General features: G+C 73.8%; 22 protein-coding genes and 1 pseudogene. 11 read left to right on the top strand and 12 right to left on the bottom strand.

Annotation, left to right across the window (positions count from 1 at the left end):
* Positions 1–121: 121 nt before the first annotated feature.
* The 3 genes from ACWDVG_RS25110 (at position 122) to ACWDVG_RS25100 (ending at position 2085) form a co-directional block, all read left to right on the top strand.
* Positions 122–952, top strand: a complete 831-nt coding sequence (locus ACWDVG_RS25110; protein WP_451702077.1) for a DeoR/GlpR family DNA-binding transcription regulator — start codon at positions 122–124, stop codon at positions 950–952.
* The gene (locus ACWDVG_RS25105) at positions 949–1389 is read left to right on the top strand and encodes an SRPBCC family protein (RefSeq protein ID WP_451702075.1); all 441 of its coding nucleotides are present in this window, start codon (positions 949–951) and stop codon (positions 1387–1389) included. Before ACWDVG_RS25110 ends, ACWDVG_RS25105 begins: the two co-directional genes overlap by 4 nt.
* Positions 1390–1611: 222 nt before the next feature.
* Positions 1612–2085, top strand: coding sequence for a hypothetical protein (locus ACWDVG_RS25100; protein ID WP_451702073.1), 474 nt, complete (start codon positions 1612–1614; stop codon positions 2083–2085).
* Between the two features lie 33 nt (positions 2086–2118).
* Here the strand turns inward: ACWDVG_RS25100 and ACWDVG_RS25095 are convergent, their stop codons facing one another.
* Positions 2119–3267, bottom strand: a complete 1149-nt coding sequence (locus ACWDVG_RS25095; RefSeq protein ID WP_451702072.1) for a PLP-dependent cysteine synthase family protein — start codon at positions 3265–3267, stop codon at positions 2119–2121.
* Between the two features lie 255 nt (positions 3268–3522).
* On the opposite strand from ACWDVG_RS25095, the gene ACWDVG_RS25090 reads away from it, so the two are divergent.
* Together ACWDVG_RS25090 and ACWDVG_RS25085 are read left to right on the top strand one after the other, a co-directional pair.
* Positions 3523–3846, top strand: a complete 324-nt coding sequence (locus ACWDVG_RS25090) for a hypothetical protein (protein ID WP_451702070.1) — start codon at positions 3523–3525, stop codon at positions 3844–3846.
* 272 nt (positions 3847–4118) lie between these two features.
* Entirely contained in the window at positions 4119–4790 is a 672-nt protein-coding gene (locus tag ACWDVG_RS25085) for an ATP-binding protein (RefSeq protein ID WP_451702068.1), read from the top strand.
* Between the two features lie 191 nt (positions 4791–4981).
* Here the strand turns inward: ACWDVG_RS25085 and ACWDVG_RS25080 are convergent, their stop codons facing one another.
* A complete protein-coding gene (locus ACWDVG_RS25080; RefSeq protein ID WP_451702146.1) occupies positions 4982–5731 on the bottom strand; it encodes an SAM-dependent methyltransferase in 750 nt (249 codons plus the stop codon).
* Positions 5732–5961: 230 nt separating this feature from the next.
* Between ACWDVG_RS25080 and ACWDVG_RS25075 the strand changes: the two genes are divergently transcribed.
* A complete protein-coding gene (locus ACWDVG_RS25075; RefSeq protein WP_451702066.1) occupies positions 5962–6480 on the top strand; it encodes a hypothetical protein in 519 nt (172 codons plus the stop codon).
* Between the two features lie 65 nt (positions 6481–6545).
* Here the strand turns inward: ACWDVG_RS25075 and ACWDVG_RS25070 are convergent, their stop codons facing one another.
* Complete coding sequence (locus tag ACWDVG_RS25070) at positions 6546–7772, bottom strand: ROK family protein (RefSeq protein WP_451702064.1); 1227 nt, start codon at positions 7770–7772, stop codon at positions 6546–6548.
* A 326-nt stretch (positions 7773–8098) separates the two neighbouring features.
* Between ACWDVG_RS25070 and ACWDVG_RS25065 the strand changes: the two genes are divergently transcribed.
* Together ACWDVG_RS25065 and ACWDVG_RS25060 are read left to right on the top strand one after the other, a co-directional pair.
* The gene (locus tag ACWDVG_RS25065) at positions 8099–9337 is read left to right on the top strand and encodes an MFS transporter (protein ID WP_451702062.1); all 1239 of its coding nucleotides are present in this window, start codon (positions 8099–8101) and stop codon (positions 9335–9337) included.
* Between the two features lie 53 nt (positions 9338–9390).
* Positions 9391–10161, top strand: coding sequence for a maleylpyruvate isomerase family mycothiol-dependent enzyme (locus tag ACWDVG_RS25060; RefSeq protein ID WP_451702145.1), 771 nt, complete (start codon positions 9391–9393; stop codon positions 10159–10161).
* Between the two features lie 295 nt (positions 10162–10456).
* On the opposite strand, the gene ACWDVG_RS25055 is transcribed toward ACWDVG_RS25060, so the two are convergent.
* The 6 genes from ACWDVG_RS25055 to ACWDVG_RS25030 all read right to left on the bottom strand — a co-directional run bounded on the left by ACWDVG_RS25055 (position 10457) and on the right by ACWDVG_RS25030 (position 17168).
* On the bottom strand, positions 10457–11923 hold the full coding sequence (locus tag ACWDVG_RS25055; RefSeq protein WP_451702059.1) for a SulP family inorganic anion transporter: 1467 nt from the start codon (positions 11921–11923) through the stop codon (positions 10457–10459).
* Between the two features lie 11 nt (positions 11924–11934).
* On the bottom strand, positions 11935–12516 hold the full coding sequence (locus ACWDVG_RS25050) for a carbonic anhydrase (protein ID WP_451702056.1): 582 nt from the start codon (positions 12514–12516) through the stop codon (positions 11935–11937).
* 917 nt (positions 12517–13433) lie between these two features.
* Positions 13434–14099 carry a TetR/AcrR family transcriptional regulator gene (locus tag ACWDVG_RS25045; RefSeq protein WP_451702054.1) on the bottom strand — a complete coding sequence of 222 codons (666 nt, stop codon included), beginning with the start codon at positions 14097–14099 and terminating at the stop codon, positions 13434–13436.
* 35 nt (positions 14100–14134) lie between these two features.
* Entirely contained in the window at positions 14135–14932 is a 798-nt protein-coding gene (locus tag ACWDVG_RS25040; RefSeq protein WP_451702052.1) for a hypothetical protein, read from the bottom strand.
* Positions 14929–15876 carry an ABC transporter ATP-binding protein gene (locus ACWDVG_RS25035; RefSeq protein ID WP_451702050.1) on the bottom strand — a complete coding sequence of 316 codons (948 nt, stop codon included), beginning with the start codon at positions 15874–15876 and terminating at the stop codon, positions 14929–14931. The genes ACWDVG_RS25040 and ACWDVG_RS25035 overlap by 4 nt, the downstream gene beginning before the upstream one ends.
* A gap of 596 nt (positions 15877–16472) precedes the next feature.
* On the bottom strand, positions 16473–17168 hold the full coding sequence (locus ACWDVG_RS25030) for a TetR/AcrR family transcriptional regulator (protein ID WP_451702048.1): 696 nt from the start codon (positions 17166–17168) through the stop codon (positions 16473–16475).
* A 128-nt stretch (positions 17169–17296) separates the two neighbouring features.
* Here ACWDVG_RS25030 and ACWDVG_RS25025 point away from each other — a divergent pair, with 128 nt between their 5' ends.
* Positions 17297–17773: a nitroreductase family deazaflavin-dependent oxidoreductase gene (locus tag ACWDVG_RS25025; protein WP_451702046.1), complete on the top strand. Its 477-nt coding sequence runs from the start codon at positions 17297–17299 to the stop codon at positions 17771–17773.
* A gap of 67 nt (positions 17774–17840) precedes the next feature.
* On the opposite strand, the gene ACWDVG_RS25020 is transcribed toward ACWDVG_RS25025, so the two are convergent.
* Positions 17841–19148 carry a geranylgeranyl reductase family protein gene (locus ACWDVG_RS25020; RefSeq protein WP_451702142.1) on the bottom strand — a complete coding sequence of 436 codons (1308 nt, stop codon included), beginning with the start codon at positions 19146–19148 and terminating at the stop codon, positions 17841–17843.
* 360 nt (positions 19149–19508) lie between these two features.
* Here ACWDVG_RS25020 and ACWDVG_RS25015 point away from each other — a divergent pair, with 360 nt between their 5' ends.
* Positions 19509–20873 carry a M20/M25/M40 family metallo-hydrolase gene (locus tag ACWDVG_RS25015; protein WP_451702044.1) on the top strand — a complete coding sequence of 455 codons (1365 nt, stop codon included), beginning with the start codon at positions 19509–19511 and terminating at the stop codon, positions 20871–20873.
* 115 nt (positions 20874–20988) lie between these two features.
* Positions 20989–21684 (top strand): MBL fold metallo-hydrolase, encoded by a 696-nt coding sequence (locus ACWDVG_RS25010; RefSeq protein WP_451702042.1) that lies wholly within the window; start codon positions 20989–20991, stop codon positions 21682–21684.
* 27 nt (positions 21685–21711) lie between these two features.
* Here the strand turns inward: ACWDVG_RS25010 and ACWDVG_RS25005 are convergent, their stop codons facing one another.
* On the bottom strand, positions 21712–22749 hold the full coding sequence (locus ACWDVG_RS25005; RefSeq protein ID WP_451702039.1) for an NUDIX domain-containing protein: 1038 nt from the start codon (positions 22747–22749) through the stop codon (positions 21712–21714).
* A gap of 191 nt (positions 22750–22940) precedes the next feature.
* Positions 22941–23186: pseudogene (locus tag ACWDVG_RS25000) on the bottom strand (ROK family protein); the annotation flags it as partial.
* Positions 23187–23261: the final 75 nt, after the last annotated feature.

Here is a 23261-nt window from a genome sequence, read left to right as displayed (position 1 = left end):
CTCTCGTGGGTGGGAGGATGCGACGTCGGCACCAGGATCGCGGACGGTCGTGCGCCCGTGCACGCCCTCTCACCGAATCCGACACATCCCCTTGTCTCCTGCGGAAGGACCGGCCCCGGCGGTGAGTGACAACCAGAACCTCCTCGCGGAGCAGCGGCGCGCCCTGATCCTCGACGAGGTACGGCGGCGCGGCGGCGTGCGGGTCAACGAACTGACCCGGCGGCTGAACGTCTCGGACATGACGATCCGCCGCGACCTGGACGCGCTGGCGCGGCAGGGCGTGCTGGCCAAGGTGCACGGCGGGGCCGTGCCGGTGGTCGAGGCGAGCACGCACGAACCGGGTTTCGAGGCCAAGTCCGTTCTGGAGCTCAGCGCCAAGGACGAGATCGCCCGCGCGGCGGCGGCGCTGGTGACGCCGGGGTCGGCGATCGCCCTGTCCGGCGGCACCACCACCTACGCCCTGGCCCGGCACCTGCTCGACGTGCCGGAGCTGACGGTGGTGACGAACTCGGTGCGGGTGGCCGACGTGTTCCACGAGGCGCAGCTGGTGGGCGGGGGCACGGCGGAGGTGCGGCGCGGGGCGCCGACGGTGGTGCTCACGGGCGGGATGCGGACGCCGTCGGACGCGCTGGTGGGCCCGGTGGCCGACCGGGCGATCCGCTCGCTCCACTTCGACCTGCTCTTCCTCGGGGTGCACGGCATCTCGGTGGCGGCCGGTCTGTCGACGCCGAACCTGGCGGAGGCGGAGACGAACCGCGGTCTGATCCGCTCGGCGCGCCGGGTGGTCGTGGTGGCCGACCACACCAAGTGGGGGACGGTGGGCCTGAGTTCGTTCGCGGGGCTCGACGAGGTGGACACCTGGGTGACGGACCGGGGGCTCGCGTCGGGCGTGCGGACCGAGGTGGCGGAGCACGTGCCGGGTCTCGTGGTGGCGGGCGAGGAGGCGGAGTGAGCCTGTTCCGGGTCGAGCGGACCGTGGCGCTGGCGCCGGAGGAGGTGTGGCGGCGGCTCACGGACTGGCCGGCGCACGGCCGTCAGGTGCCGCTGACGCGGACGACGGTGCTGACGCCGGGACCGTACGGGCTGGGGACGCGGTTCACGGCCCGGACGGGGATCGGCCGGCTGGCCTTCGACGACCCGATGGAGGTGACGCGCTGGGAGCCGCCCGAGGGGGTGGCGCGTCCCGGCGTGTGCCGGCTGGAGAAGAGCGGCCGGGTGGTGCGGGGCTGGGCGGTCGTGGAGGTGGCCGGCGCGCCGGGCGGGGGGTGCCGGGTGCGGTGGACCGAGGAGGTCGCGGTCCGGGGGCTGCCCGGGTTCTGCGATCCGCTGCTCGCGCGGGCCGGGCGCGTGGTGTTCGGCCGGGCGGTGGACGGGCTGCTGCGCGGCTGAACCTCCCGTCGCGTGCTCCCTCTCGCGTACGGCGTCGGACCGGGACGGCGCGGTGCGGGCGCGGCTGACCAGGTGGGACAGGGCGTCTCCTGTCCCGGACGGCCGGGATCGGTGTCACTCCCCCCTCGCGGCCGCCCATACTTCGAGGGCCTTCGCGGCGGGTTGGCCGCCGGGGGCTTTCCGTGCAGCATCCGACGCATTTTTCCCTGAGGGGGATCGCACATGTCGAAGGGTTACCGCTCCCTGGTCGCCGGTGTCGCGCTGGCCGTGGGCCTCGCTCTGTCCACGGCGAGCGAGGCCGCCGCCGCGGACGGGTGGCAGGCGACGGCGGACGTCTCGGACGGCAGCTACAGCAACGGGTACGCCAAGGAGTGCACCTACTCCGGCGACCAGGTCCTGTTCGACACCGGCCAGGGCTGCTTCCAGCCGTACGGCGACTGGGTCTGGATCCGCGACCTGGACGCGAACGGCATCCCGGTCGGCATCAGCTGGTCGTACTACCCGCCGGCCGGCTCCGGCGGGTCCTACCGCAGCGGCGTGATCTACAACAGCGCGGGCAAGGACAGCGGTTGGGGCAACCTGAACAAGAACTTCGTCGAGGGAGGCACGTTCAGCTGGCAGACCTGCGAGGTCAACGTCTCGACGGGCCGCGTCTACTCGGGGACGTGCAGCGAGAGCAACTCCATGCGGTCCTGAACGCGCGCCGCCCGGACCGGCGGCTCGCTCCGCTCACTCCGGCCAGACGCCGGTCGTCAGGAAGCTCTCGACAGCGGCGGTGTACGGGGCGATGTCGAGCCCTTGTCCGGCGAGCCACGCGTCGGAGTAGTACTTGTCGAGGTACCGCTCGCCGGGGTCGCAGATGAGCGTCACGACACTGCCGGTGCGCTGCTGGGCGACCATCTCGGCCACGATCTTGAAGGCGCTCCACAGGCCGGTGCCGGTGGAGCCGCCCGCCTTGCGGCCGATGGCCGTCTCCAGGGCGCGGACGGCGGCGACGCTGGCCGCGTCCGGCACCTTCATCATCCGGTCGATCGCCCCCGGCACGAAGCTCGGCTCCATGCGGGGCCTGCCGATGCCCTCGATGCGCGAGCCGCAGTCGGCCGTGGCGTCCGGGTCACCGTGCGTCCAGCCGTCGAAGAAACAGGAGTTCTCGGGGTCGGCGACGCAGATGCGGGTGTCGTGCTGCATGTAGTGGACGTAGCGGGCGATGGTGGCGGAGGTGCCGCCGGTGCCCGCCGTGGCGACGATCCACGCCGGCTCCGGGTACCTCTCCAGGCGCAGCTGCTGGTAGACCGACTCGGCGATGTTGTTGTTGCCGCGCCAGTCCGTGGCCCGCTCCGCGTACGTGAACTGGTCCATGTAGTGGCCGCCGGTGCGTTCGGCGAGCGCCGCCGCCTCCTCGTACATCGTGCGCGAGTCGTCGACGAAGTGGCACTGGCCGCCGTGGAACTCGATCAGCCGGCACTTCTCGTGGCTGGTGGTCCGCGGCATGACGGCGATGAAGGGGACGCCGATCAGCTTGGCGAAGTACGCCTCGGAGACGGCGGTCGAGCCGCTGGACGCCTCGATGACCGGCTTGCCGGGCCGCACCCAGCCGTTGCACAGGCCGTAGAGGAAGAGCGAGCGGGCCAGTCGGTGCTTGAGGCTGCCGGTGGGGTGGGTGGACTCGTCCTTGAGGTACAGGTCGATGCCCCACCGCTCGGGCAGCGGGAAGCGCAGCAGGTGGGTGTCGGCCGAGCGGTTGGCGTCGGCCTGGACCTTGCGCACGGCCTCCTTGAGCCAGGCCCGGTACGCCGGATCGCTGCGGTCGACGTCGACGGTCGCCGTGGCGGTGGCGTTGGCCGCGGCGGTGGCCGCGCTGTTCTCCGTGGTGCTCATCCGGCGCACGCTCCTCGTCATTCGTGTCGTCCGTGCCGTTCGTGACGTCCGCGTCATGACGCCGTGTCGGCGCCGCGGTCCCCAGGGGTCTCCCACTGCCGACGATACCGCCCCCACCTGGACAAACGTTCGCTTTGGGCGTCCATAGGAATGCCTTGGGATCAGCGCGTGGACGGGACGTCGCGGAGGCACTGGTGCGGGCGTCCGCGGTTCGGCACACTGGGTGGGACAACCGGGTGAAAGGGGCGGATCGACATGTCAGAACCCGAGTTCAGCGCGCGGGGGGTGCGGATCGCCCGCTGGCCCCGTTCGCTGACGCGCGCCGGAGAGGTCAGGATCGAGGACGGTCGCCTCGCCCTCCTGACGAGTTACGGCAGCGAGATCGACAGCGCCCCGGTGTCGGCGGTGCGTGCGGGACGCCCGTGGTTCGCGAAGGCGGACGAAGCGGTGGCGACCGTGAACGGCACCCGCTACCGGCTGACGATGGACCGTCCCGACGGGGACGACGGGCACGAGGGGGAGGCCGAGCAGTCGGGGCGTTTCCTCGCCGCGCTGAAGCGGGCGGCCGGGCGTCGCTGAAGCGGGAGGCCTGGCATTGCTGAACCGGGAGGCCGGGCGTCGCTGAACCGGGTGGGCGGGGCGGCGCTGCCCCGCCCCGCCCATCGACCACCCTCACGCCGTTCACCTGCGACGGGTCGCCGCGAGTTGCGGCGCGCTCACCGCTGGCTCACGCTGGTAACACCTCACCGAGGGTTCACCGGCGGTGACGCTGTGCTCCGGTCGCCGCCTGCTGTACCGCAAGACAGATCCGAATCTTCGTCTTCTCACGACAACTTCGGGGAGTCGCAGCCGTGATCAGCGAGCCGAGCAGGTACTACGCGGTGGAGCTTGAGGCCCTGCCGTCGCGGATCGGACAGATCCGCCGCATCATCTCCGCCCATCTCCGACATTGGCATCTCGACACCCTGGTCGACCAGGCCGCGCTCGGCGTCACCGAGCTGCTGACCAACGTCCATCGTCACGTCGAGCCGGACAAGACGTGCACGGTCGAGATCGAGCTGTTGCTCGACCGCCTCACCGTCTCCGTCCGGGACCGCGATCCGCGACTGCCCGAGCCCGCCAGGGCCACCAGTGCGGCAACGGCCGCCGGGTCCGTGGAGACCGCAGGGGCGACCGCCGTCGGTGCCGTCCGCGCCGCCCTCGATCCCCTCGCCGCCTTCACCGGGTTCGGGGACGCCGAGTCCTGCGACGCCCTGGCCACGTCCGGCCGCGGCCTCGCCCTCGTCGACGCGCTCAGCGACGTCTGGGGCGTCCGCCCCTGCGGGGCCGACGGGAAGGTCGTCTGGTTCACCCTGACGGCCCCCGCACCCCCCGCCCCGGTCGAGCCGCGCGTCGAGGTCGTCCCGCTGGCCGACAGCACGTTCGTGTCGTACGGCCGACTGCCGGGCCTGCCGCTCAGCACCCCGGCCGACCCGCTCAGCGTCCCCGCCGAGCCGGTCCGTACCCCGGCCGCGGCCCGCTAGGGCGACGGCCGGGGGCGGGAGGGCAGAGGGGGCCGGCTCCCGAGCCGCCCCGAACCCCCTCGGTCGCTCACTACGGTCCGCCCGACACGGCCGGCCCTGGGGCGCGGGGCGGCGGGGCCGTCCAGGGCGTAGGGGGCCGGACGGGCGCGGGCCGTACAGGCGTACGGGACCGACAGGGCGTACGTCCGGCGTCAGCGCACGGCGACGAGGGTGAGGTAGGCGATGCCGAGCACCGTGCGGTAGCCCGACAGCCAGCTCGCACGCTGGCGGTCCACGCGCTCGCGGATCTCGGCGGCACGCGGGTGGTCGGGGTGGGCGGCGAGCCAGACCTCGGTCTCGTGGCGGTAGCCCGACTCGAACTCCTCCCACTCCTCGCGGCTCGCCGTCTCGATCCACGCGGGCCGGAAACCCGCCTCGATCGCGAGGTCGACGAGGGCGTCGAGCGTGAGGTGGTCCCCGGTGTGCGCACCGGGCCACATGCGGGCCAACTCGTCCTCGGTGGGCGTACGTTCCCAGAAGCCCTCGCCGAGGACGACGCGGCCGCCGGGGCGGACGAGGCGGCGCAGCTCGCGCAGGGCGGCGGCCGGGTCGTGCGGGCCCGACGGGTCGCAGAGTGCCTGGCTGGAGCCGAGGCACAGGACCGCGTCGACGGGCCCGCGGTCGGTGCCGAGCGCCGACTCCTCGACGAACAGGGCCCGTTCGGCGAGTCCCCGCTGTTCGGCGAGGGCACGGCCGCGCGCGATGTCCTCGGTGTTGATGTCGATCCCGGTCCCCTTGGCACCGGGCGCCGCTTCGAGGAGGCGCAGGAGCAACTCGCCCCATCCGCAGCCGATGTCGAGGACGTCGGCGGGCCCGGCGGCGGCCAGCCGGTCGATCATGCGAGTGGCGCGGGTCTCGGAGAGCGGGCCGTGGAAGGTGAGGTTGCCGAGGCGGGGCGGCAGGTCGGCCTCGCTGCCGACGCCGGAGGCGGCAGCGGCGCCGGAAGCAGAGGCAGGGGCAGGGGCAGAAGCGGAGGCAGAAGGAGACACGGAAGCGGTATCGGGTGAGGTCACGGCCGAACGCTACGTCCCGGGCCGCCCGCCGCCCACCGTTTTTCGGGGACGAGCGAGCGACCGCTTCGACTCCTCCGCCCCACTTCCCTTACGCAGCAAGGGTGTTGGAGGATCAACGCATGAACCAGCATGCGACCGGACCGACCGCCGAGGCGGCGGCCGCGTACCTCTCAGCGCTCCAGCGACGACTGACGGCCGACGGCTGCGCGGTGACCGAGCCCCAGTGGAACGGCCGCCGCGTGGTGGCCGGTTTCCGCGCGGACCGCAAGGTCCGCTGGTTCGGCACGAAGGTCGAACTGTCCGTCTTCGCGACCGCGGTCCCCGAGGCCGACCTGGCCACCCTCGGGGAGTTCACCACCTGGGCCATGGCCTACGCCAAGAGCCTGCGCAGCGGCATACCGGGCGCCCGCAACGCGGCCATGGTGCTTCCCGCCCTGGTGAGCGACCGCGTCCGGCCCGACGCGGCGCGGTGGGCGGCGGAGGACGCCCGCATCCTGGGCACGACGCTGATCGGCCGTCCCCTCACGGTCGAGACCGCCCCGGGCGCCGTCCGGACCACGATGTACCGCGGTCAGGTCGCCTGGGGCGGCATGTTCACCGGCCACGTCCTGGAGAAGGCCGCCCTCTACTTCCCGTGAGCCGGGCCGGTGAGCCGGGCCGGGCCCCACGCCCCAAGGGGCCGCGGCCCCGGGTCCGTCGCGGGTCAGGCCGCCTCGCGGCCGAGAGCGGACAGGGGGTCGTCGAGGACCGGCTGCCAGGCGAGTTCCGCGGCGCCGACCAGGCTGTTGTGGTCGAGGGTGCAGGGCAGGATCGGAACGCCGCCGCTGCGCCCCCACAGGCTGCGGTCGGCGACGACGGCACGGAGGCGCTCGGGGTCGGCGTCGAGGAGCTCGCGGTGGAGGCCGCCGAGGATGATCCGGTCCGGGTTGAGGATGTTCACGAGGTTGGCGAGGCCGAGCCCGAGGCGGTCGATCAGCTCCTCGGTGGCGGCCCGCACCCCCGGCTCGTCCGGGCTGGTGCGCAGGAGGTCGCGGGCCTGCTGGAGCAGGGACACCTCGGGCCCGGGCGCCCGGCCCGCGACCGTGAGGAAGGCGAGCGGGTCGGTCTCGACGTCCAGGCAGCCGCGACTGCCGCAGTGACAGGGGCGCCCCTCGGGGTTCACCGTGACGTGGCCGACCTCCAGGGCCAGGCCTGAGCTGCCCGTGTGCAGGCGGCCGTCGAGCACGAGGGCGCCGCCGACGCCCCGGTGGCCGGTGGCCACGCAGAGCAGGTCGCGGGCGCCGCGCCCGGCGCCGTGCCGGTGTTCGGCGAGGGCGGCGAGGTTGACGTCGTTGCCGGTGAAGGCGGGTCCCCGGATCCCGGCGTCCCGTACGCACTCGGCGAAGATCTCCCGGACGGGCGCCCCGGCGGGCCACGCCAGGTGGAGCGGGTTCAGCGCCGTGCCCTCCGGCTCGGCCACGGCGGAGGGGGCGGCGAGCCCGGCGCCGACGCAGCGGCGGCCGCTCTCGCGGAGCAGGGCCGCGCCCGCCTCGACGACGGCGCGGAGCACCTGCGCGGGGTCGGCGGAGACGGTGACGCATCCGGGCGCGGTGGCGACGATGGTGCCGCCGAGGCCGACGAGCGCGGCCCGGAAGCCGTCGGCGTGGACCTGGGCGGCGAGGGCGACGGGGCCCCGCTCGTCGACGGCCAGCCGGTGCGACGGCCGCCCCTGGGAGCCCGCGGCGGCACCGGGGTTGGAGTCGACGCGGATGAGTCCGAGGGCCTCCAGTTCGGCGGCGACGGCTCCGGCGGTGGCCCGGGTCACCCCGAGCTCGGCGGTGAGGACGGCCCGCGTCGGCGCCCTGCCGGTGTGCACCAGTTCCAGCGCGGGGCCGAGCGCGCTGCGCCCCCTGTCCAGCCGTGTCCGGGTCGTCGTCGCCTTGCCGTTCATGGGGGCGAGTCTCCCATGATCGGGCCGCCACCAGGCACCGGGACCCCGACCGACGGCCGGTGGGCGCCGACCGCCCGAATGGTGCCGACCAGGCGCCCACCCGGGGGCTGCTGCCGGGCCGGGGTCGGCGCCGGGTCGCTGCCGGGTCGGTGCCGGGGTCGGTGCCGGCGCCGGGTCGGTGCCGGGTGCCGGCCCCAGTGGTTGCCCGCCGCGTCGCCGCGGGGCGCCCGGCGGGTCGATGCCGGGATGGTGCCGGCCACCCGCCGTTTCCCTGCCCCGCGTCCGCCCGGTTGAAGTCGGGGGGCCGTCGCCCCTATCCTGAGTTTGTGCCGCTACTAAACAAAGTACGGACGGCCGCATCGGGGGGCCACGGCGGAGACACCGCCACCCGCTCCCTGTCCCGCCTCCGCTCCGCCCTGACCCTGTTCTTCGCCCTCGACGGATTCCTCTTCGCCGGCTGGGTCGTCCGCATCCCCGCCGTCAAGCAGCAGACCGGCGCCTCCGCCGGCGACCTCGGTCTCGCCCTGCTCGGCGTCTCCGCGGGCGCCGTGGTGACCATGACGCTCACCGGCCGGCTCTGCCGCCGCCACGGCAGCCACGCCGTCACCGTCGCCACCGCCGTCCTCCTCTCCCTCTCCGTCGCCCTGCCCGCCCTGACCCGGTCCCCGCTCGCGCTCGGACTGGTCCTGCTCGTCTTCGGCGCCGCCTACGGCGGCATCAACGTCGCCATGAACAGCGCCGCCGTGGACCTCGTCACCGCCCTGCGGCGGCCGGTGATGCCGAGCTTCCACGCCGCGTTCAGCCTCGGCGGCATGCTCGGCGCCGGGCTCGGCGGCCTCCTGGCCGGAAGCCTCTCCCCCACCGCGCACCTCCTCGGCCTCACGCTCGTCGGCCTCGCCCTGACCGCCGCCGCCGGACCCGTACTGCTGCGCCACCCCGCCCCCGTACCGCCCGAATCGCTCCCGGCGGCCGCGGACCCCTCCGGGGCGGCGGCCGGAAAGCCGTCGCGGGCGACGCGCCGCACCGTCGTCGTCTTCGGGGTGATCGCGCTCTGCACGGCGTACGGCGAAGGGGCCCTGGCCGACTGGGGAGCGCTGCACCTCGCCCAGGACCTCCACGCCCACCCGGGCGTCGCCGCCGCCGGATACTCCGTCTTCGCGCTCACGATGACGGCCGGCCGCCTCTCCGGCACGCTCCTCCTGGAACGGCTCGGCCAGACCCGCACCCTCGTCGCCGGCGGACTCACGGCCGCCGTCGGCATGCTGCTCGGCGCGCTCGCCCCGACCGTGTGGGGCGCGCTCCTCGGCTTCGCCGTGACCGGGCTCGGCCTGGCCAACATCTTCCCCGTCGCCGTGGCCCGCGCCGGAGCGCTCGCCGGCTCCAGCGGGGTGGCGACCGCCTCCACCCTCGGATACGGGGGGATGCTGCTCGGCCCGCCGTCCATCGGGTTCCTCGCCGACTGGTTCTCGCTGCCGGTCGCCCTCACCACCGTCGCCGTCCTCGCCGCCGGGGCCGCCGCCATGGGCTACGGCGCCCGCAAGGCCGGTCCGGAAAAGGCGCGTTGACACCGCGGCCGCCTGCGAGAATCCGCCCCATGGAGACGATCAACGGGGACGCCGTGAAGACCACCGACCACATCGAGGCGCTGGAGGCGGCGGGGCTCGCCCTCGCGGAGGCCGCGGCCGCCGCGGGGCCCGGCGCCGAGGTGCCGACCTGTCCGGACTGGCGCGTGCGCGACCTGCTGCGGCACACCACGACCGTGCACCGCTGGGCCACCGCCTTCGTCGTCGAGGGGCTCACCTCGCCCCGCCCCATGGGCGACGATCCCGACCTCGACGGCGACGCGCTCCTCGCGCACTACCGCGAGGGACTCGCCGCGCTGGTCACCGCCCTGCGCGATGCGCCCGAGACGCTGGACTGCTGGGCCTTCCTGCCCGCGCCCTCCCCGCGCGCCTTCTGGGCGCGGCGGCAGGCCCACGAGACGACCGTGCACCGCGCCGACGCCGAAGCGGCGCTCGCCGCCACGACCGGCGGCGGAAACGGCCCGGTGGTTGCCCCGGCCCTCGCGGCCGACGGCATCGACGAGCTGCTGCGAGGTTTCCACGCCCGCGACCGGAGCCGGGTGCGGACACCGGAGCCCCGGACCCTGCGGGTGCGGACGACGGACACCGGCGACGTCTGGACCGTACGGCTCTCGGCGGACGCCCCGCGCACCGGACCCCACGCCAGGGCGGCCGAGGCGACGGCGGACACCGTGGACACGGAGCTGAGCGGCACCGCCGAAACGCTGTACCTGGCCCTGTGGAACAGGCTTCCCGAGGACGCCGTCACCGTGACGGGCGACGCCTCCCTGGCGCGCCTCTGGCGCGAGGCCTCGGCCATCGTCTGAGGCTCGGCCCGCCCCCGGGTCGCCTTCACCGAGGACCGGGCGCCCGCGCCAGGGGCTCGCCCGTCGCCGAAGACCACCGGCACCGGCGCGCTCGCCCCGCCGCCCGCCGTTCGTCCATGCCGCCACACCGGCCGCGCCCGCCGCACGGCGGCGTCAGCCGGGCGTGGTGGTCGCGTCCACTCCCCCCGGGAGTACGGGGCGGGTGCGCCGGGCCGGGGTTCTGGTGACCTCGGCCCGGCATCCGCTCAGGAGCCTGTCCAGGCATCCGTTCAGAAGCCTGTGTCCAGGCAACCGTTCAGGCGGCGATGGTGAGCTTCACCGGTTCGATGCCGGCCGCGCTGTGCCGCTCCGCCCAGTTCTCCAGCGCCGTACGGCAGGCGTGGTCGAGGTGGTGCAGGTGCGACAGGTCCAGTTCGACCGGGCGGTCCTGCGGGAGGGACTCCAGGCTGTCGAGGATCTTCGGCAGCCGGAGGAAGGTCGCGTTGCCCGCCAGGTGCGCCTGGACGGGGCCGGCGCCCTTGTCGACGACCTCCAGCCTGACGTGCGAGGCCTCCCAGGCCGTCTTGGCGACCGCGAGGGCGAGGCCGATCAGAACGCCCTCGAACATGTTCACCGCGACGATGGCCACGGCCGTGACCACCAGGATGACCACTTCGCCCCGGTGGTCCCGCCACAACTCCGCGACCTGGCGGAACGGGATCAGCTTCCACCCCGCGTGCACGAGGATGCCCGCGAGGGCGGGCAGCGGGATCAGGGCGAGGGCGAACGGCAGCGCGGCGGCGAACAGCAGCAGCCATACGCCGTGCAGGACCCGCGACGCCTTGGTCTTGGCTCCGGCGTGGACGTTGGCGGAGCTGCGGACGATCACCGCGGTCATCGGCAGGGCGCCGAGCAGGCCGCACACCGTGTTGCCCGCGCCCTGGGCGACCATCTCCTTGTCGTACTCGGTGCGGGGACCGTCGTGCAGCCGGTCCACGGCCGCGGCGCTGAACAGGCTCTCCGCCGAGGCGATCAGCGCGAACGCGATGATCGTTCCCCAGACGGCCGGGGACGCCAGCTCGGCGAACGCCTCGGAGCCGGGCGGCTGGACGACGTCGAGCAGGCCCTCGACCTCGACCGTGGCGACGGGCAGGCCGAGGCCGAGCGAGGCGGCCGTCGCCAGCACCACCGCGGCGAGGGCGCCGGGCACGGCCCGCACCCGCTTCGGCAGCCTCGTCCAGAGCACGATGACGGCGACCGTACCGGCCCCGATGGCGAGGGAGGCCACGCCCTCCGCGCTCCCGAGCGCGTCCGCCAGCGCCCCGGGCAGACCGGTGATCTTCCCGATGCCGGTCTCCGGAGCCTTCAGGCCGGCCGCGGCGTAGAGCTGACCGGCGATGATCACCAGGCCGATGCCACAGAGCATGCCCTCCACGACGGAGACGGATATCGCCCGGAACCAGCGGCCGATCCGGAGGAAGCCCATCGCGAGCTGGAGCAGACCGGCGACGAGCACGATCACTCCGAGCGTGCCCACGCCGAACTCGCTGACCGCCTCGAAGACGATCACGGTCAGACCGGCGGCCGGACCGGACACCTGGAGGCTGCTGCCGGGCATCAGACCGGTGAGGATGCCGCCCACGATGCCGGTGACGAGCCCGAGTTCGGCAGGGACGCCGGACGCGACCGCCACGCCGACGCAGAGCGGAACGGCGACGAGGAAGACGACGACGGAGGCGAGGAAGTCCTGGCGGAGGTGGGGTAACGCGCGCGTTCGAGCCATGGCGCCGCTCCTCACAGCGCCTCGAAGGAGTCCGACTCCCTGCGGTGTTCCCGCACGGCGCCGGTGCCCACCTCGTAGTACCAGCCGCGCAGCCGGATCCGCTCCTCCGTCAGCCGCTTCTCGACGCAGGGGTACGAGCGCAGGCGCAGCAACTGCGTCAGGACGTGGTTCTGCACGGCCTCGGCGACCGCCGGGTCGGCCGGGTCGGAACAACGCGGCTCGTCCGCCGCGTGGGCGAGCCAGTTCCGTACGGCCGGTACGCCGGTCAGGTCGTCGCCGCGGACCAGGGCGCCCACGGCGCCGCAGTGGGAGTGCCCGCAGACGACGATGTCCTTGACGCCGAGGACTTCCACGGCGTACTCGATGGTGGCCGCCTCGCCGGTGGGGGTGCCGGAGGCGTACGGGGGAACGATGTTGCCCGCGGTGCGCAGCTCGAAGAGCTGTCCGGGGCGGGCCCCGGTGATCAGGGCCGGGACGACCCGGGAGTCGGAGCAGGTGATGAACAGGACCTCGGGGGACTGACCCGCGGCGAGGCCGGTGAACTCCTCGGGGCGCTGTCCGAACGTACGCGCGTGGTCGATGAGGGGCTGCATGGCGTGGTGATTCCTCCTGGCGCGCTGCCAAGCGCGTCGGGTGTGCATGACGGAGATGTGGGGGGAGCGCTCCGCCGCCTCAGCAGCGGAACACCTGAAGTGCCACGGGGGTGGGAACGCTGGGACCTCTCACCGCACGGCTCGGCACCCGCGGCAGCGGCTCCGGCGCCCTCCCTCTCGTCGCGGTTCGTAACACGCTGGTCTCTCCCTGTGAGCGCATATGCATAGCGCAACCCAATGGCTGGTCAAGAGAAGGTCAAGAAGATGGTATTCCAGCAAAGCCCAGCGCTGGGTTAACTCCGTGTGTCGATCCGCCGAGAGCCCTAAAACCGAGGTCGATTGGCCGAATCGGGCAACCTCAGCGCATCGGTGGCGGTCCGATCATCTGATCAACGGCCGGGCCGGGCGCCGCGGGTCCCGACGACGTCCGGCGACGGAGCGGTTCCGGCCCTTGCGCTCACCGGTGGAACGATCAGGTCGGAACGGATCTGCTCGGCAGGGCCCGCAGGCCGCGTGGCGCCGCGGAACGTGTGGATCATGTCGTCGGTGATGACCGGGGGCCGGCCTCCTTCGCACTTCGGGCGGGCCGGTGCGCGGGTGCTGATGTTCTCGCCGAAGAGCGTGTCGCGGGGAACGCCGTGTTTGCCGGGCGCGTCGAGCCGGGAGTCGGGTTCCCGCCCGAGGGTCGAGCAAGGGGCGTGGTCGGTGCGGATGTCCGCGCCCGGCGGGCCCGTCGATGGGCGCGGGCGGCGGGGTGGGTGACCGGCCCCCACGGCCGGCCCGGACCGCGGTCGGCCGGGGTGGGCACCCGCAGCGCCTTCTTCAGCCGGGGCACCAGGGTGAAGCGGCGGGCGCGGCGGGCGGAGGTGACCGCACCCGCCGCGCGAGCGGCAGGGCGAGCCGGGCTGGGCGTCACACTACGGACAGGCGTGCTGTTCGACGTCGTCCGCGTCCGACCGGCCGGGCGACCCGTTGCCGGTCTTGTTCGCGCCGGGGGCGGGGGCAAGGCCCTTGAGGATGATGTCGACGGTGTCGGCGATCCCGGGGAGGGCGGGGACGGCATTCCGATCGGGTGCCGGGAGCGGGTTCATGGCCATGCCGAACAGCAGGGCGAGCAGGACGACGGCGCCGTGGTCGGGGTCGGCGTCGGCTCGCAGGCGGCCGAGTTCCTGTTCGGCGCGCAGGTACTCGGCGAGCCGTCCCGGGGGGCCGGGCAGGGCGCCGGGGGGCGGTGCCACCCGGGCGAGTTCGGGGTCGGTGAGGATGGCCAGTTCGAGGGGGAGGATGTCGGCGCGCAGGGTGGCGAGGTGGGTGAGGCAGTCGGTGAGGTTGGCCTTGACGGTTGCGGTGCCGGCGCGTGCGGGCAGGGTGTCGATCCAGTCGACGACGTGCTGGTTCTGCTGCAGGACGGCTTCGGCGAAGAGGGTGGCCTTGTCGGGGAAGTGCCGGTAGAGGGTGCCTTCGGCGACGCCGGCCGCCTGCGCGATGGCGCGGGTGGTGGTCTTGGCGTAGCCGAGTTCGCCGACGAGCCGGATGGTGGTGTCGACGAGTTTGGTCCGGGTGGCGCTGCCGCGTGGGGTCATGGCACTTCCCCTTCGAGGTGTGTGACGGGCTGGGGTCAGTCGGTGATGTCGCGGCGCTTGAAGACGGTGAGCGCGACGCCCAAGCCTAGAAGGGTGTAGAGAGCTCCGAGGGTCAGGGCGGTGCCGTAGGGGATGGCGCTGGTGCCGCCCTGGGCGAGCGCCGTGAGGGTTGCTCCGGGTGTCCAGTCGGCGATGGCGTCGAGGGCGGCGGTGATGACCGCTTCGACGACCAGGACGTAACCGACGCCGACGGAGATGGAGATGGCCGCGGAGCGGGTGACCAGCGCCAGTACGAGTCCGATGACACCCCAGACAAGCAGGGTGCAGAGCAGGTTGAACCACGCACCCGTCAGGGTCGGCAGGACGTCCTGGCCCCAGGCGGAGACGTCGAGGTCCGCGCTCCGGGCAGCCACGGGAGCGATGAGCAGGTTGGCGATGAGTGCCACCGTCGTGACGGCGGCCGTCCACAGGGACAGCGCGGCGACCTTGCCGAGCAGCAGCCGGACGCGGTCGGGCTGCGCGGAGACGGTGAGCCGGATCAGGCCGCTGCTGTAGTCACCGGCCGTCGCGATCGCCCAGAACGACAGGGCGACGACCCCGTACATACTGGCGGCCGAGGACAGGCCCGCCGTGATGCCGTCGGCTGCCTGCCACTGGTCGAGCGTAGGGAAGGACACCCCGGGTCCGCCTTCCGGCTGCGCCCGGGAGGAGCCGACGACCTGCGCCATCACCATGTTGATCATGGCGGTGAAGAGGATGGTCAGGCCGAACCAGCCCAGCACGACGCCTTTGCGGCGGGTCCGCAGGAGCTCGCTGCGCACTGCGTTGATCATGACGCCTTCCGTTCCGCGGCCGCGGCGCGGTCCGCAGTGAGGTCCTGGTCGCTGCTGCCGGTCATCTCCAGGAAGATCTCCTCCAGACTGCCGCGCACCGGGGTCATCGACGTGAGGGTGATGCCCCCGCGGGCGGCCAGCCGGTTCAGCTCGGCGCCCTGGTGCTCGCCTGCGGCGACACAGAGCCGGCCCTCGGACGTGAGCTCGACTTCCCATCCGTCGGCCGACAACAGCGTGAGCAGCGCCGAGGTATCCCCCGCGTGTTCTGCCGCGATCTCGATCCGTTGCCGCGCGCGAGTGAGCAGATCGGTGACGGGACCGGAATATACGAGGTGGCCGAAGCGGATGACGACCAGGAAATCGCAGACCGTCTCGATCTCGGCCAGGAGGTGCGAGGAGACGACGACGGTCCGGCCTGCCCGGGCCAGGTCCGCCAGCAGGCCCCGGATCTCGACGATGCCCGAGGGGTCGAGACCGTTGGTGGGCTCGTCCAGGATCAGCAGTTCCGGATCGGGCAGCAGGGCCGCGGCAATGCCCAGGCGCTGCTTCATGCCCAGCGAGAAACGCTTGACGGGTTCGGCGTCCCGACCGGTCAGGCCGACGGTCCCGAGCACCTCGTTCACCCGGGACGCGGGCAGGCCCCGCAACCTGGCCAGCGACATGAGGTTCGCTCTGGCCGACAGGCCGGGCACGAACGCCGGGTTCTCCACCAGAGCGCCGACCCGGTGCAGGTAGCGGCTGGGCTCGCTGACCGGCTCATCCAGTACTTCGGCCGTTCCCGACGTCGGCGCGATCAGGCCGAGCAGCATACGGATGAGGGTCGACTTACCCGACCCGTTCGGGCCCACCAGGCCGATCACCCCCGCCCGCGGGAGCTCCAACGTCAGTCCTTCCAGGGCTGTGACCCCGCCGAAACGGCGGGTGAGCCCAGCCGTCTTGATCACACTCATCATTCCTCCAAAGCGTGTGAGCGCTCACTCACATAGTGGGACGGAGGAACCCTCCTGTCAAACAGCGGAAAGAGCGGGGTCGAGTGCAGGGAAAGGCAGATCGAGGAGGACTGCCGGCCCCACCCGGACAGCAGCGGCCCAGCGCGGTCCCGTCGCGTGTGCCGCCCCCGGCCGGGAAGCCGGCCGGACGCGCGAAGGGCGTCATCAGCCCCAACCGGTTCGCACCGACGCGTTCCGCAGCCGCTCACGGCCCTTCTCCAGCAGCGCCCGGACCTCGATCAGGTCCTCTCGGCTCCCCTGCCTGCCGCACCGGGGAGCGGCTGGCCCGCGAAGGCTCCGTTGCGCCTGGCGTGCGTGCTCCCGCGGAGCCGGGAGACCCGTCTCGGCGCCGGGGTCGTGGCGGCGCTCGGCAACGAGCCGCACGTGTCGGTCGCGAGACCCCCGCCGAAGTGGAGGGCGCGAATCCGCGTGCTCCGGACCGTGCCTGTCGAGCGCGATCGACATCGTCGACGGCGCGCCCGCTCCCCCGCACCCGAGCACACCGCAGCCCGTCGAGAGGGACTTCGCGGTCGCTCTGGCGGGACCGGGCCTCAGCCGCGCGGGAGGAGGCCGACCTCGCGGCCGAGGCGTTCGGCGGCGTGGGCGAAGAAGGCGTCGCGGGCCTCGACGACGCGGTGGAACTGTCCGAACACCTCGAAGGAGACGAGCCCGAAGAGCTGGGACCAGGCGGCGACCAGGGCGGCGGCGACGGCCGGGGGGAGGTCGGGGGCGAGGTCGGCGGCCATGCGGGTCGCCTCGGGGCCGAGCTCCTCGGGGAGGGGCGGCAGGGCGAGACCCTCACCGGCGTGGGCCTCGCGGACGATGCCGACGAGGAGGAGGCCGACGCGGGAGGCGGGGACGATCGTGTCCTGCGGGGCCCGGTAGCCGGGGACCGGGGAGCCGTAGATCAGGGCGTACTCGTGGGGGTGGGCGACGGCCCAGGCGCGGACGGCGCGGCAGACGGCGGTCCAGCGGTGGAGCGGCGACCTGTCGGTGGTGTCGGCGGCCGCCTGCTCGGCGGTGGCGCCGAGGCTGTCGTACGCATCGACGATGAGGGCCGTGAGGAGGTCGTCGCGGCTCGGGAAGTAGCGGTAGAGCGCGGAGGACACCATGCCCAGCTCCCGGGCGACGGCGCGCAGGGACAGCTTCGCGGCGCCTTCGGCGGCGAGCTGGGCACGGGCCTCGTCCTTGATGGCGGCGGTGATCTCGATGCGGGCGCGGGCGCGGGCTCCCTGGGCGGTCGTCATGAAGATCAGTGTGCCACTGACAGAGCGGCGATCTAAAGAGAGAGCATCGCTCTTGTTTCGGAGCGCCGATCCGTGCACACTGTTCTCAATCGAGAGCACTGCTCACACTTTCCGCCAGGAGGCTCCCCATGTCCGCCGCCCCCGCTCACGTCATGAAGCCCGGCTGGTTCACGGTGAACGTCCTCAATCCCACCGTCGCGTGGCTCACCCGGCGCGGGCTCAGCGTCTGGGGCTCGCGCGTCCTCGCCGTGCGCGGCCGCAAGAGCGGCGAGTGGCGCCGCACCCCGGTGAACCTGCTGACCGTGGACGGTGCGCAGTACCTGGTCGCCCCGCGCGGTCACGTCCAGTGGACGTACAACATGCGCGCCGCCGGCGGGGGGCAGCTGCTGCTCGGGAGGCGGGCGGAGGAGTTCACCGCCGTCGAAGTCCCCGACGACGAGAAGCCCGCCCTGCTCCGCGCCTATCTCAAGCGCTGGAAGGCCGAGGTCGGTGTCTTCTTCGGCGGGGTCGGGCCGAACTCCTCCGACGAGGAGCTCCGCACCGTCGCGCCGCGGCACCCCGTCTTCCGCATCACGACGCACGGCCCCGCCGCCACGGCCGCGTGACGCGGTCGCGAGGGCAGGGGCGTGGCGGCGGGGCCGTGGCGGGGGACGGTCGCCCCGGGTGCGGCACTCAGCGCGGCTCCGGCGCCCCGTTGGCGTCCGCCCGGTTGGCGTCCGGCGCCCCGTCGTCGGGGCCGGCGTTCTCCTCCGGATCCGACGCGCGCGCGCTCACGCCGCGCCCCGCGGGGCCGACGCCCGTCGCGGTGTCCATCCTGCGGTCGAGCAGCTCCAGCGCCCGTCGCGCCATCCCGTTCGAGCGGACCATGCCGCCGAGGGTCGCCGAGCCGCGGGTGATGTCGGCGAACGCGTTCCACGCCGGCCGTACGCCGGTGAGCACCGCGTGCAGCAGCCCCGGGCGCCGTTCGAAGACCGCGAGCATCCGCCGGCCGACCGCCATCTCCACGCCGAGACCCGCCTTGATGGCGAAGGCGTAGTTGAGCGCCTGGCGACGGGCGTCGACCGCGTCGTTCGCCTCGGCGACGCGCACGGCCCACTCCCCCGCGAGCCGGCCCGAGCGGAGCGCGTACGAGATGCCCTCGCGGGTCCACGGTTCGAGCAGACCGGCCGCGTCGCCGCAGACGAGGACCCGGCCGCGGGAGAGCGGCGAGTCGTCGGTGCGGCAGCGCGTGAGGTGGCCGGAGGAGAGGGCCGGTTCGAAGCCGGACAGGCCGAGGCGGGCGACGAAGTCCTCCATGTACCGCTTGGTGGCGGCGCCCTCGCCGCGCGCCGAGATGACGCCGACGGTCAGCGTGTCGCCCTTGGGGAACACCCAGCCGTAACTGCCGGGCATCGGACCCCAGTCGATGAGGACGCGGCCCTTCCAGTCCTCCGCCACGGACGGCGGCACGGGAATCTCCGCCTCCAGGCCGAGGTCGACCTGGCCGAGCTTCACGCCGACATGAGCCCCTATCCGGCCCGCGCTTCCGTCGGCGCCGACCACGGCGCGGGCGAGGACGGTCTCGCCGCCCGCGAGGACGACGGCGACCGTACGCCGGTCCGGCACTGCGGGGCCGTGCTGCTCCACCCGGGTCACGGCGACACCCGTACGCAGCTCGGCGCCCGCCTTCTGCGCGTGCTCGACCAGCCGGGCGTCGAACTCGGGACGGTTGATGAGCCCGAACAGCATGCGGCGCGAGCGGCGGGTGCGGGCGAACCGGCCGCCCAGCGAGAACGTGACCGCGTGCACCCGGTCCTGGAGGGGCAGCTCGAAGCCGGGCGGCAGGGAGTCGCGGGAGGGGCCGATGATGCCGCCGCCGCACGTCTTGTAGCGGGGCAGTTCGGCCTTCTCCAGGAGCAGCACCCGGCGTCCGGCGACCGCGGCCGCGTACGCGGCGGAGGCACCGGCGGGCCCGGCGCCGACGACGACCACGTCCCACACGTCCGCCGCCCCGTCCTCCCGGCCGGTCCCCTCCTCGGCGGCCCCGGGGTCGCCGGCGACACCGGGCTCGTCGGCCTCGTGCTCGACAGCACCGTGCGCCTCGGCACCGCGCGCGTCAGGACCGTCCGCGACGGCCTCCGTCTCCCGGGCGGCCTCGGTGTTCTCCGGAACGGCGTTCTCTGTGTGCTCGCTGCTCACGTGTGCTTCTGCTCCTGATCCGACCGGTGGTCTGCTCCTGACGCATCCTACGGCTCGGTAGTGGCGGGCCCGGCCGTAGGATCGGCGATGCGTTCGCCGTACCACGACATACGGCGAACGCCCTCCTTTTGTCGTAACGTCGCACCCACCAGGAGCGTGCCCATGACCGCCAATCCGATCGCCGAGACCGTCCGGTCGCTGATGCCCCGGGCCCAGGTCGAGCTGGCCGAGCTCGTGGCCTTCGAGTCGGTGGCGGACGAGGCCGTGGCACCCCGCAGCGAGTGCGAGGCGGCCGCGAACTGGGTGGCGGACACGCTGCGCACCGAGGGTTTCCAGGACGTGGCGCTGCTCGACACCCCCGACGGTTCGCAGTCGGTGTACGGCGTGCTGCCGGGCCCCGCCGGCGCCCCGACGGTCCTCCTCTACGCCCACTACGACGTGCAGCCGAAGCTCGACGAGTCCGCCTGGCTCACCCCGCCGTTCGAGCTGACCGAGCGGAACGGCCGCTGGTACGGGCGCGGCGCCGCCGACTGCAAGGGCGGAGTGGTCATGCACCTGCTCGCGCTGCGCGCCCTCAAGGCCAACGGCGGCGTGCCCGTCACGGTCAAGATGATCGTCGAGGGCTCGGAGGAGCAGGGCACCGGCGGTCTTGAGCGGTACGCGGAGCAGCACCCCGAGCTGCTGACCGCCGACGCGATCGTCATCGGCGACGCCGGCAACTTCCGGGTCGGGCTGCCGACGGTCACCGCCACGCTGCGCGGCATGACCATGATCCGGGTCCGGATCGACACGCTGGAAGGCAACCTCCACTCCGGCCAGTTCGGCGGCGCCGCGCCGGACGCGCTCGCCGCGCTCATCCGCGTACTCGACTCGCTGCGGGACGAGACCGGTGCGACGGTCATCGACGGGCTGCCGCACGACACGGCGTGGGAGGGACTGCAGTACCCGGAGGAGGACTTCCGCCAGGACGCGAAGGTGCTGCCGGGCGTGGAGCTGCCCGGCACGGGCACGGTCGCGGACCGGATCTGGGCGCGCCCGGCCGTGACGGTCATCGGCATCGACTGCCACCCCGTCGCCGGTGCCACCCCGTCGATCCCGTCCTCGGCCCGCGCGCAGCTCAGCCTGCGGGTGCCGCCCGGCCAGGACGCGGCCGAGGCGACGAAGCTGCTGTTCGCGCACATCGAGCAGCACACGCCGTGGAACGCGCGCGTGAGCCTGGAGCAGGTCGGTCAGGGGCAGGCCTTCCAGGCGGACACGTCGAGCCCGGCGTACGCGGCGATGGCCGACGCGATGCGGGTCGCCTACCCGGGCCAGGAGATGCAGGCGGCCGGCATGGGCGGCTCCATCCCGCTGTGCAACACGCTGGCCTCGCTCTACCCGCAGGCCGAGATCCTGCTGATCGGCCTGAGCGAGCCGGAGGCTCAGATCCACGCGCCGAACGAGTCGGTGTCGCCGGAGGAGCTGGAGCGGCTGTCCGTGGCCGAGGCGCACTTCCTCGTCAACTACGCCCGGTCCAAGCAGAACTGACGCCCCGGACGGGACCGGCCTCCGCAGCGGCGGGCCGGTCCCGTTCAGCGTTCGGCGAAGCTCGCGGAGAGCGTAGAACCGCCCGGCGAGGGCGGGCACCGCCTACGTTCGGCGCATGGAACTCATCGCGGTCACCCCTCGGTTGTTCATGCTCGACCACTCCATCGGACAGGCCTACCTCTGGCTCGACGAGGACGGGCGGGACCTCACGCTCGTCGACGCCGGCTGGGCGGACACGGCCGACGCGACGGCTGCCGCGATCCGCACGGCGGGCCTGGACCCGGACCGGCTGCGCCGCATCGTGCTCACCCACTGCCACCGGGACCACGTGGGCTCGGCGCAGGAGCTGGCGGACCGGCACGGCGCCGAGATCGTCGCCCACCGGCTCGACGCCCCGGTGATCCGCGGCGAGGCGCCGGTGCCCGATCCCGTGCTGCTCGACTGGGAGGTTCCGCTGCACGAGAACGGTCTCAGGACGCCGGAGGCGCCGCCCACCCGGGTGGACCGCGAGGTGGAGGACGGCGAGGAGCTGGGCTTCGGGGACGGCGCGGTCGCCGTGCACGTCCCGGGGCACACGCCCGGCTCGCTGGCCGTCCATCTCCCCCGCCACGGCGTGCTGTTCGCGGGCGACACGGTGGCGTCCGTGGGCGGTGTGACGTTCGGCGTCATGCATGTGGACCGCGCGCTCGCCGCGGAGTCGATGCGGAGGCTCGCCGGGCTCCGCCCGTCGGTGCTGTGTTGCGGGCACGGCGCCCCGGTGACGACCGACACCGCGGAGCAGCTGGCCGCGGCGGCGGCGTTGAGCGCGTAGGGAGCCGGCCTTGGCGGGCCCGGGTGGTCAGCCCACCGGGACGCCCGCCTCCAGGTTGAGCACCGTGCCGCGTTCGCGGGCGCGCAGGGCCCAGCGCAGGCGCTCGTAGCGGACGGGCGGCAGCAGGTCGGCGGCCTCCTCCTCGGTGACGAAGCGCCAGTCGCGCAGTTCGGCGCGGGGAAGGCGGAGGCCGGCGGCGGTCGCCGCGTCGAGGCGGCCGCCGTCGAAGAGGAGGCGCAGTCCGCCGTGGCCGGGCGGCTGGGGGCGTTCCCAGTCGACGACCAGCAGGCGCGGTACGGCGTCGAGTTCGAGTCCGATCTCCTCGGCGACCTCGCGCATGCCCGCGCGGGCGGGCGGCTCGCCGGACTCGACGACGCCGCCGGGGAACTCCCAGCCCGGCTTGTAGGTGGGGTCGACGAGCAGGACCCTGTCGCGCTCGTCGAAGAGCAGCACTCCGGCGGCGAGGGTCTCGCGGGTCGGTTCGGGTGTCTGCACGATGCCGCAGGGCTCTGCCCGCCCGGTCCGGACCGCGTCGGCGACGGTCCGGGCCGTCTCGGCGGGGGTGAGCACGGAGTTGTCGACGGTGTAGGCGTCGGCGGCGAGCCAGCCGTCGGCGGCGGCGCGGTACGGGGCGAGGTGGTCGTGGCTCCAGCGCCGGACGCGGGCGTCGGCCTCGGGTTCGCCGTGCTCCGCGCGGCCGTCGATCCGCTGCCGCAGGATCGTTTCCTCCGGGGCCAGGTGGATGTGCCGCACCTCGATGCGGCGGGCGGCGAGGCCGCCGAAGATCTCGTCCCGGTACTCCTGGCGGAGCAGGGTCATCGGTACGACGAGGACGCCGCCGACCTCGGCGAGCAGGGCGGCGGCCGTGTCGACGACCATCCGCCGCCAGACGGGCAGGTCCTGGAAGTCGTCGACCTCGGCGAGCCGCTTGGCCGGGAGCAGGGCGCTCAGGGCGCCGCCGGTCAGCTCGGGGTCGTAGACGGTGCTGTGCGGGATCAGATCGACCAGTTCGCGCGCGGTGGTGGTCTTTCCCGCGCCGAACGCACCGTTGATCCAGACGATCACGATTCCCCCTCATCGGTAGCCCCCTGTGGCTTGCCCGCACCACCCTGCCACGGAAACCCACGAACACACGTCCGAGCGCCGGACGGGCGGCCGGAGCCTGGCGCGGACCGGCCGTCCCCGCAGACGGCACCGTCCCCGCAGAGGGCCACGCCGGGCCACGGCGACCTCCGCCGCCGGGACCGCGCCGGGCCTCACCCCCGCGGCCACCCCCGCCGGCCCGCGGCGGCCCCCGTCGTCGGGGCCCGGGCCGCCGCGGCCGCGCCGAGCAGGCCCGCGTCGGTGCCCGTCTCGGCCGGGACGACGGTCAGGTCCCGTACGAAGGAGAGCGTCGCGTACGTGGCGAGGGCGCGGCGCAACGGGCCGAAGAGGACCTCACCCGCGCCCGCCACGCCGCCGCCGACCACGGCGATGTCGACCTCGACGAGCGTGGCGGTGGCGGGCGTTTACGCCCCCCGCGCCCCCCCAAAAGAAGAAGGGGTGGGAAGGTGAAAATGGTTAAATAGGGGGGTAGG

This window comes from Streptomyces sp. NPDC003327 (assembly GCF_053589515.1).
Note: the sequence above shows the minus strand (reverse complement) of the source record. Positions and strands in the feature narration are given on the sequence as shown.

Coding starts and splice junctions, on each gene's coding strand:
- ACWDVG_RS25045 (WP_451702054.1), bottom strand. CDS start 14,099: ATGACCCCACGCGGCAGCGCCACCCGGACCAAACTCGTCGACACCACC.
- ACWDVG_RS25055 (WP_451702059.1), bottom strand. CDS start 11,923: ATGGCTCGAACGCGCGCGTTACCCCACCTCCGCCAGGACTTCCTCGCC.
- ACWDVG_RS25050 (WP_451702056.1), bottom strand. CDS start 12,516: ATGCAGCCCCTCATCGACCACGCGCGTACGTTCGGACAGCGCCCCGAG.
- ACWDVG_RS25070 (WP_451702064.1), bottom strand. CDS start 7,772: ATGAACGGCAAGGCGACGACGACCCGGACACGGCTGGACAGGGGGCGC.
- ACWDVG_RS25025 (WP_451702046.1), top strand. CDS start 17,297: ATGTCCGCCGCCCCCGCTCACGTCATGAAGCCCGGCTGGTTCACGGTG.
- ACWDVG_RS25015 (WP_451702044.1), top strand. CDS start 19,509: ATGACCGCCAATCCGATCGCCGAGACCGTCCGGTCGCTGATGCCCCGG.
- ACWDVG_RS25100 (WP_451702073.1), top strand. CDS start 1,612: ATGTCGAAGGGTTACCGCTCCCTGGTCGCCGGTGTCGCGCTGGCCGTG.
- ACWDVG_RS25090 (WP_451702070.1), top strand. CDS start 3,523: ATGTCAGAACCCGAGTTCAGCGCGCGGGGGGTGCGGATCGCCCGCTGG.
- ACWDVG_RS25010 (WP_451702042.1), top strand. CDS start 20,989: ATGGAACTCATCGCGGTCACCCCTCGGTTGTTCATGCTCGACCACTCC.
- ACWDVG_RS25030 (WP_451702048.1), bottom strand. CDS start 17,168: ATGACGACCGCCCAGGGAGCCCGCGCCCGCGCCCGCATCGAGATCACC.
- ACWDVG_RS25095 (WP_451702072.1), bottom strand. CDS start 3,267: ATGAGCACCACGGAGAACAGCGCGGCCACCGCCGCGGCCAACGCCACC.
- ACWDVG_RS25040 (WP_451702052.1), bottom strand. CDS start 14,932: ATGATCAACGCAGTGCGCAGCGAGCTCCTGCGGACCCGCCGCAAAGGC.
- ACWDVG_RS25075 (WP_451702066.1), top strand. CDS start 5,962: ATGAACCAGCATGCGACCGGACCGACCGCCGAGGCGGCGGCCGCGTAC.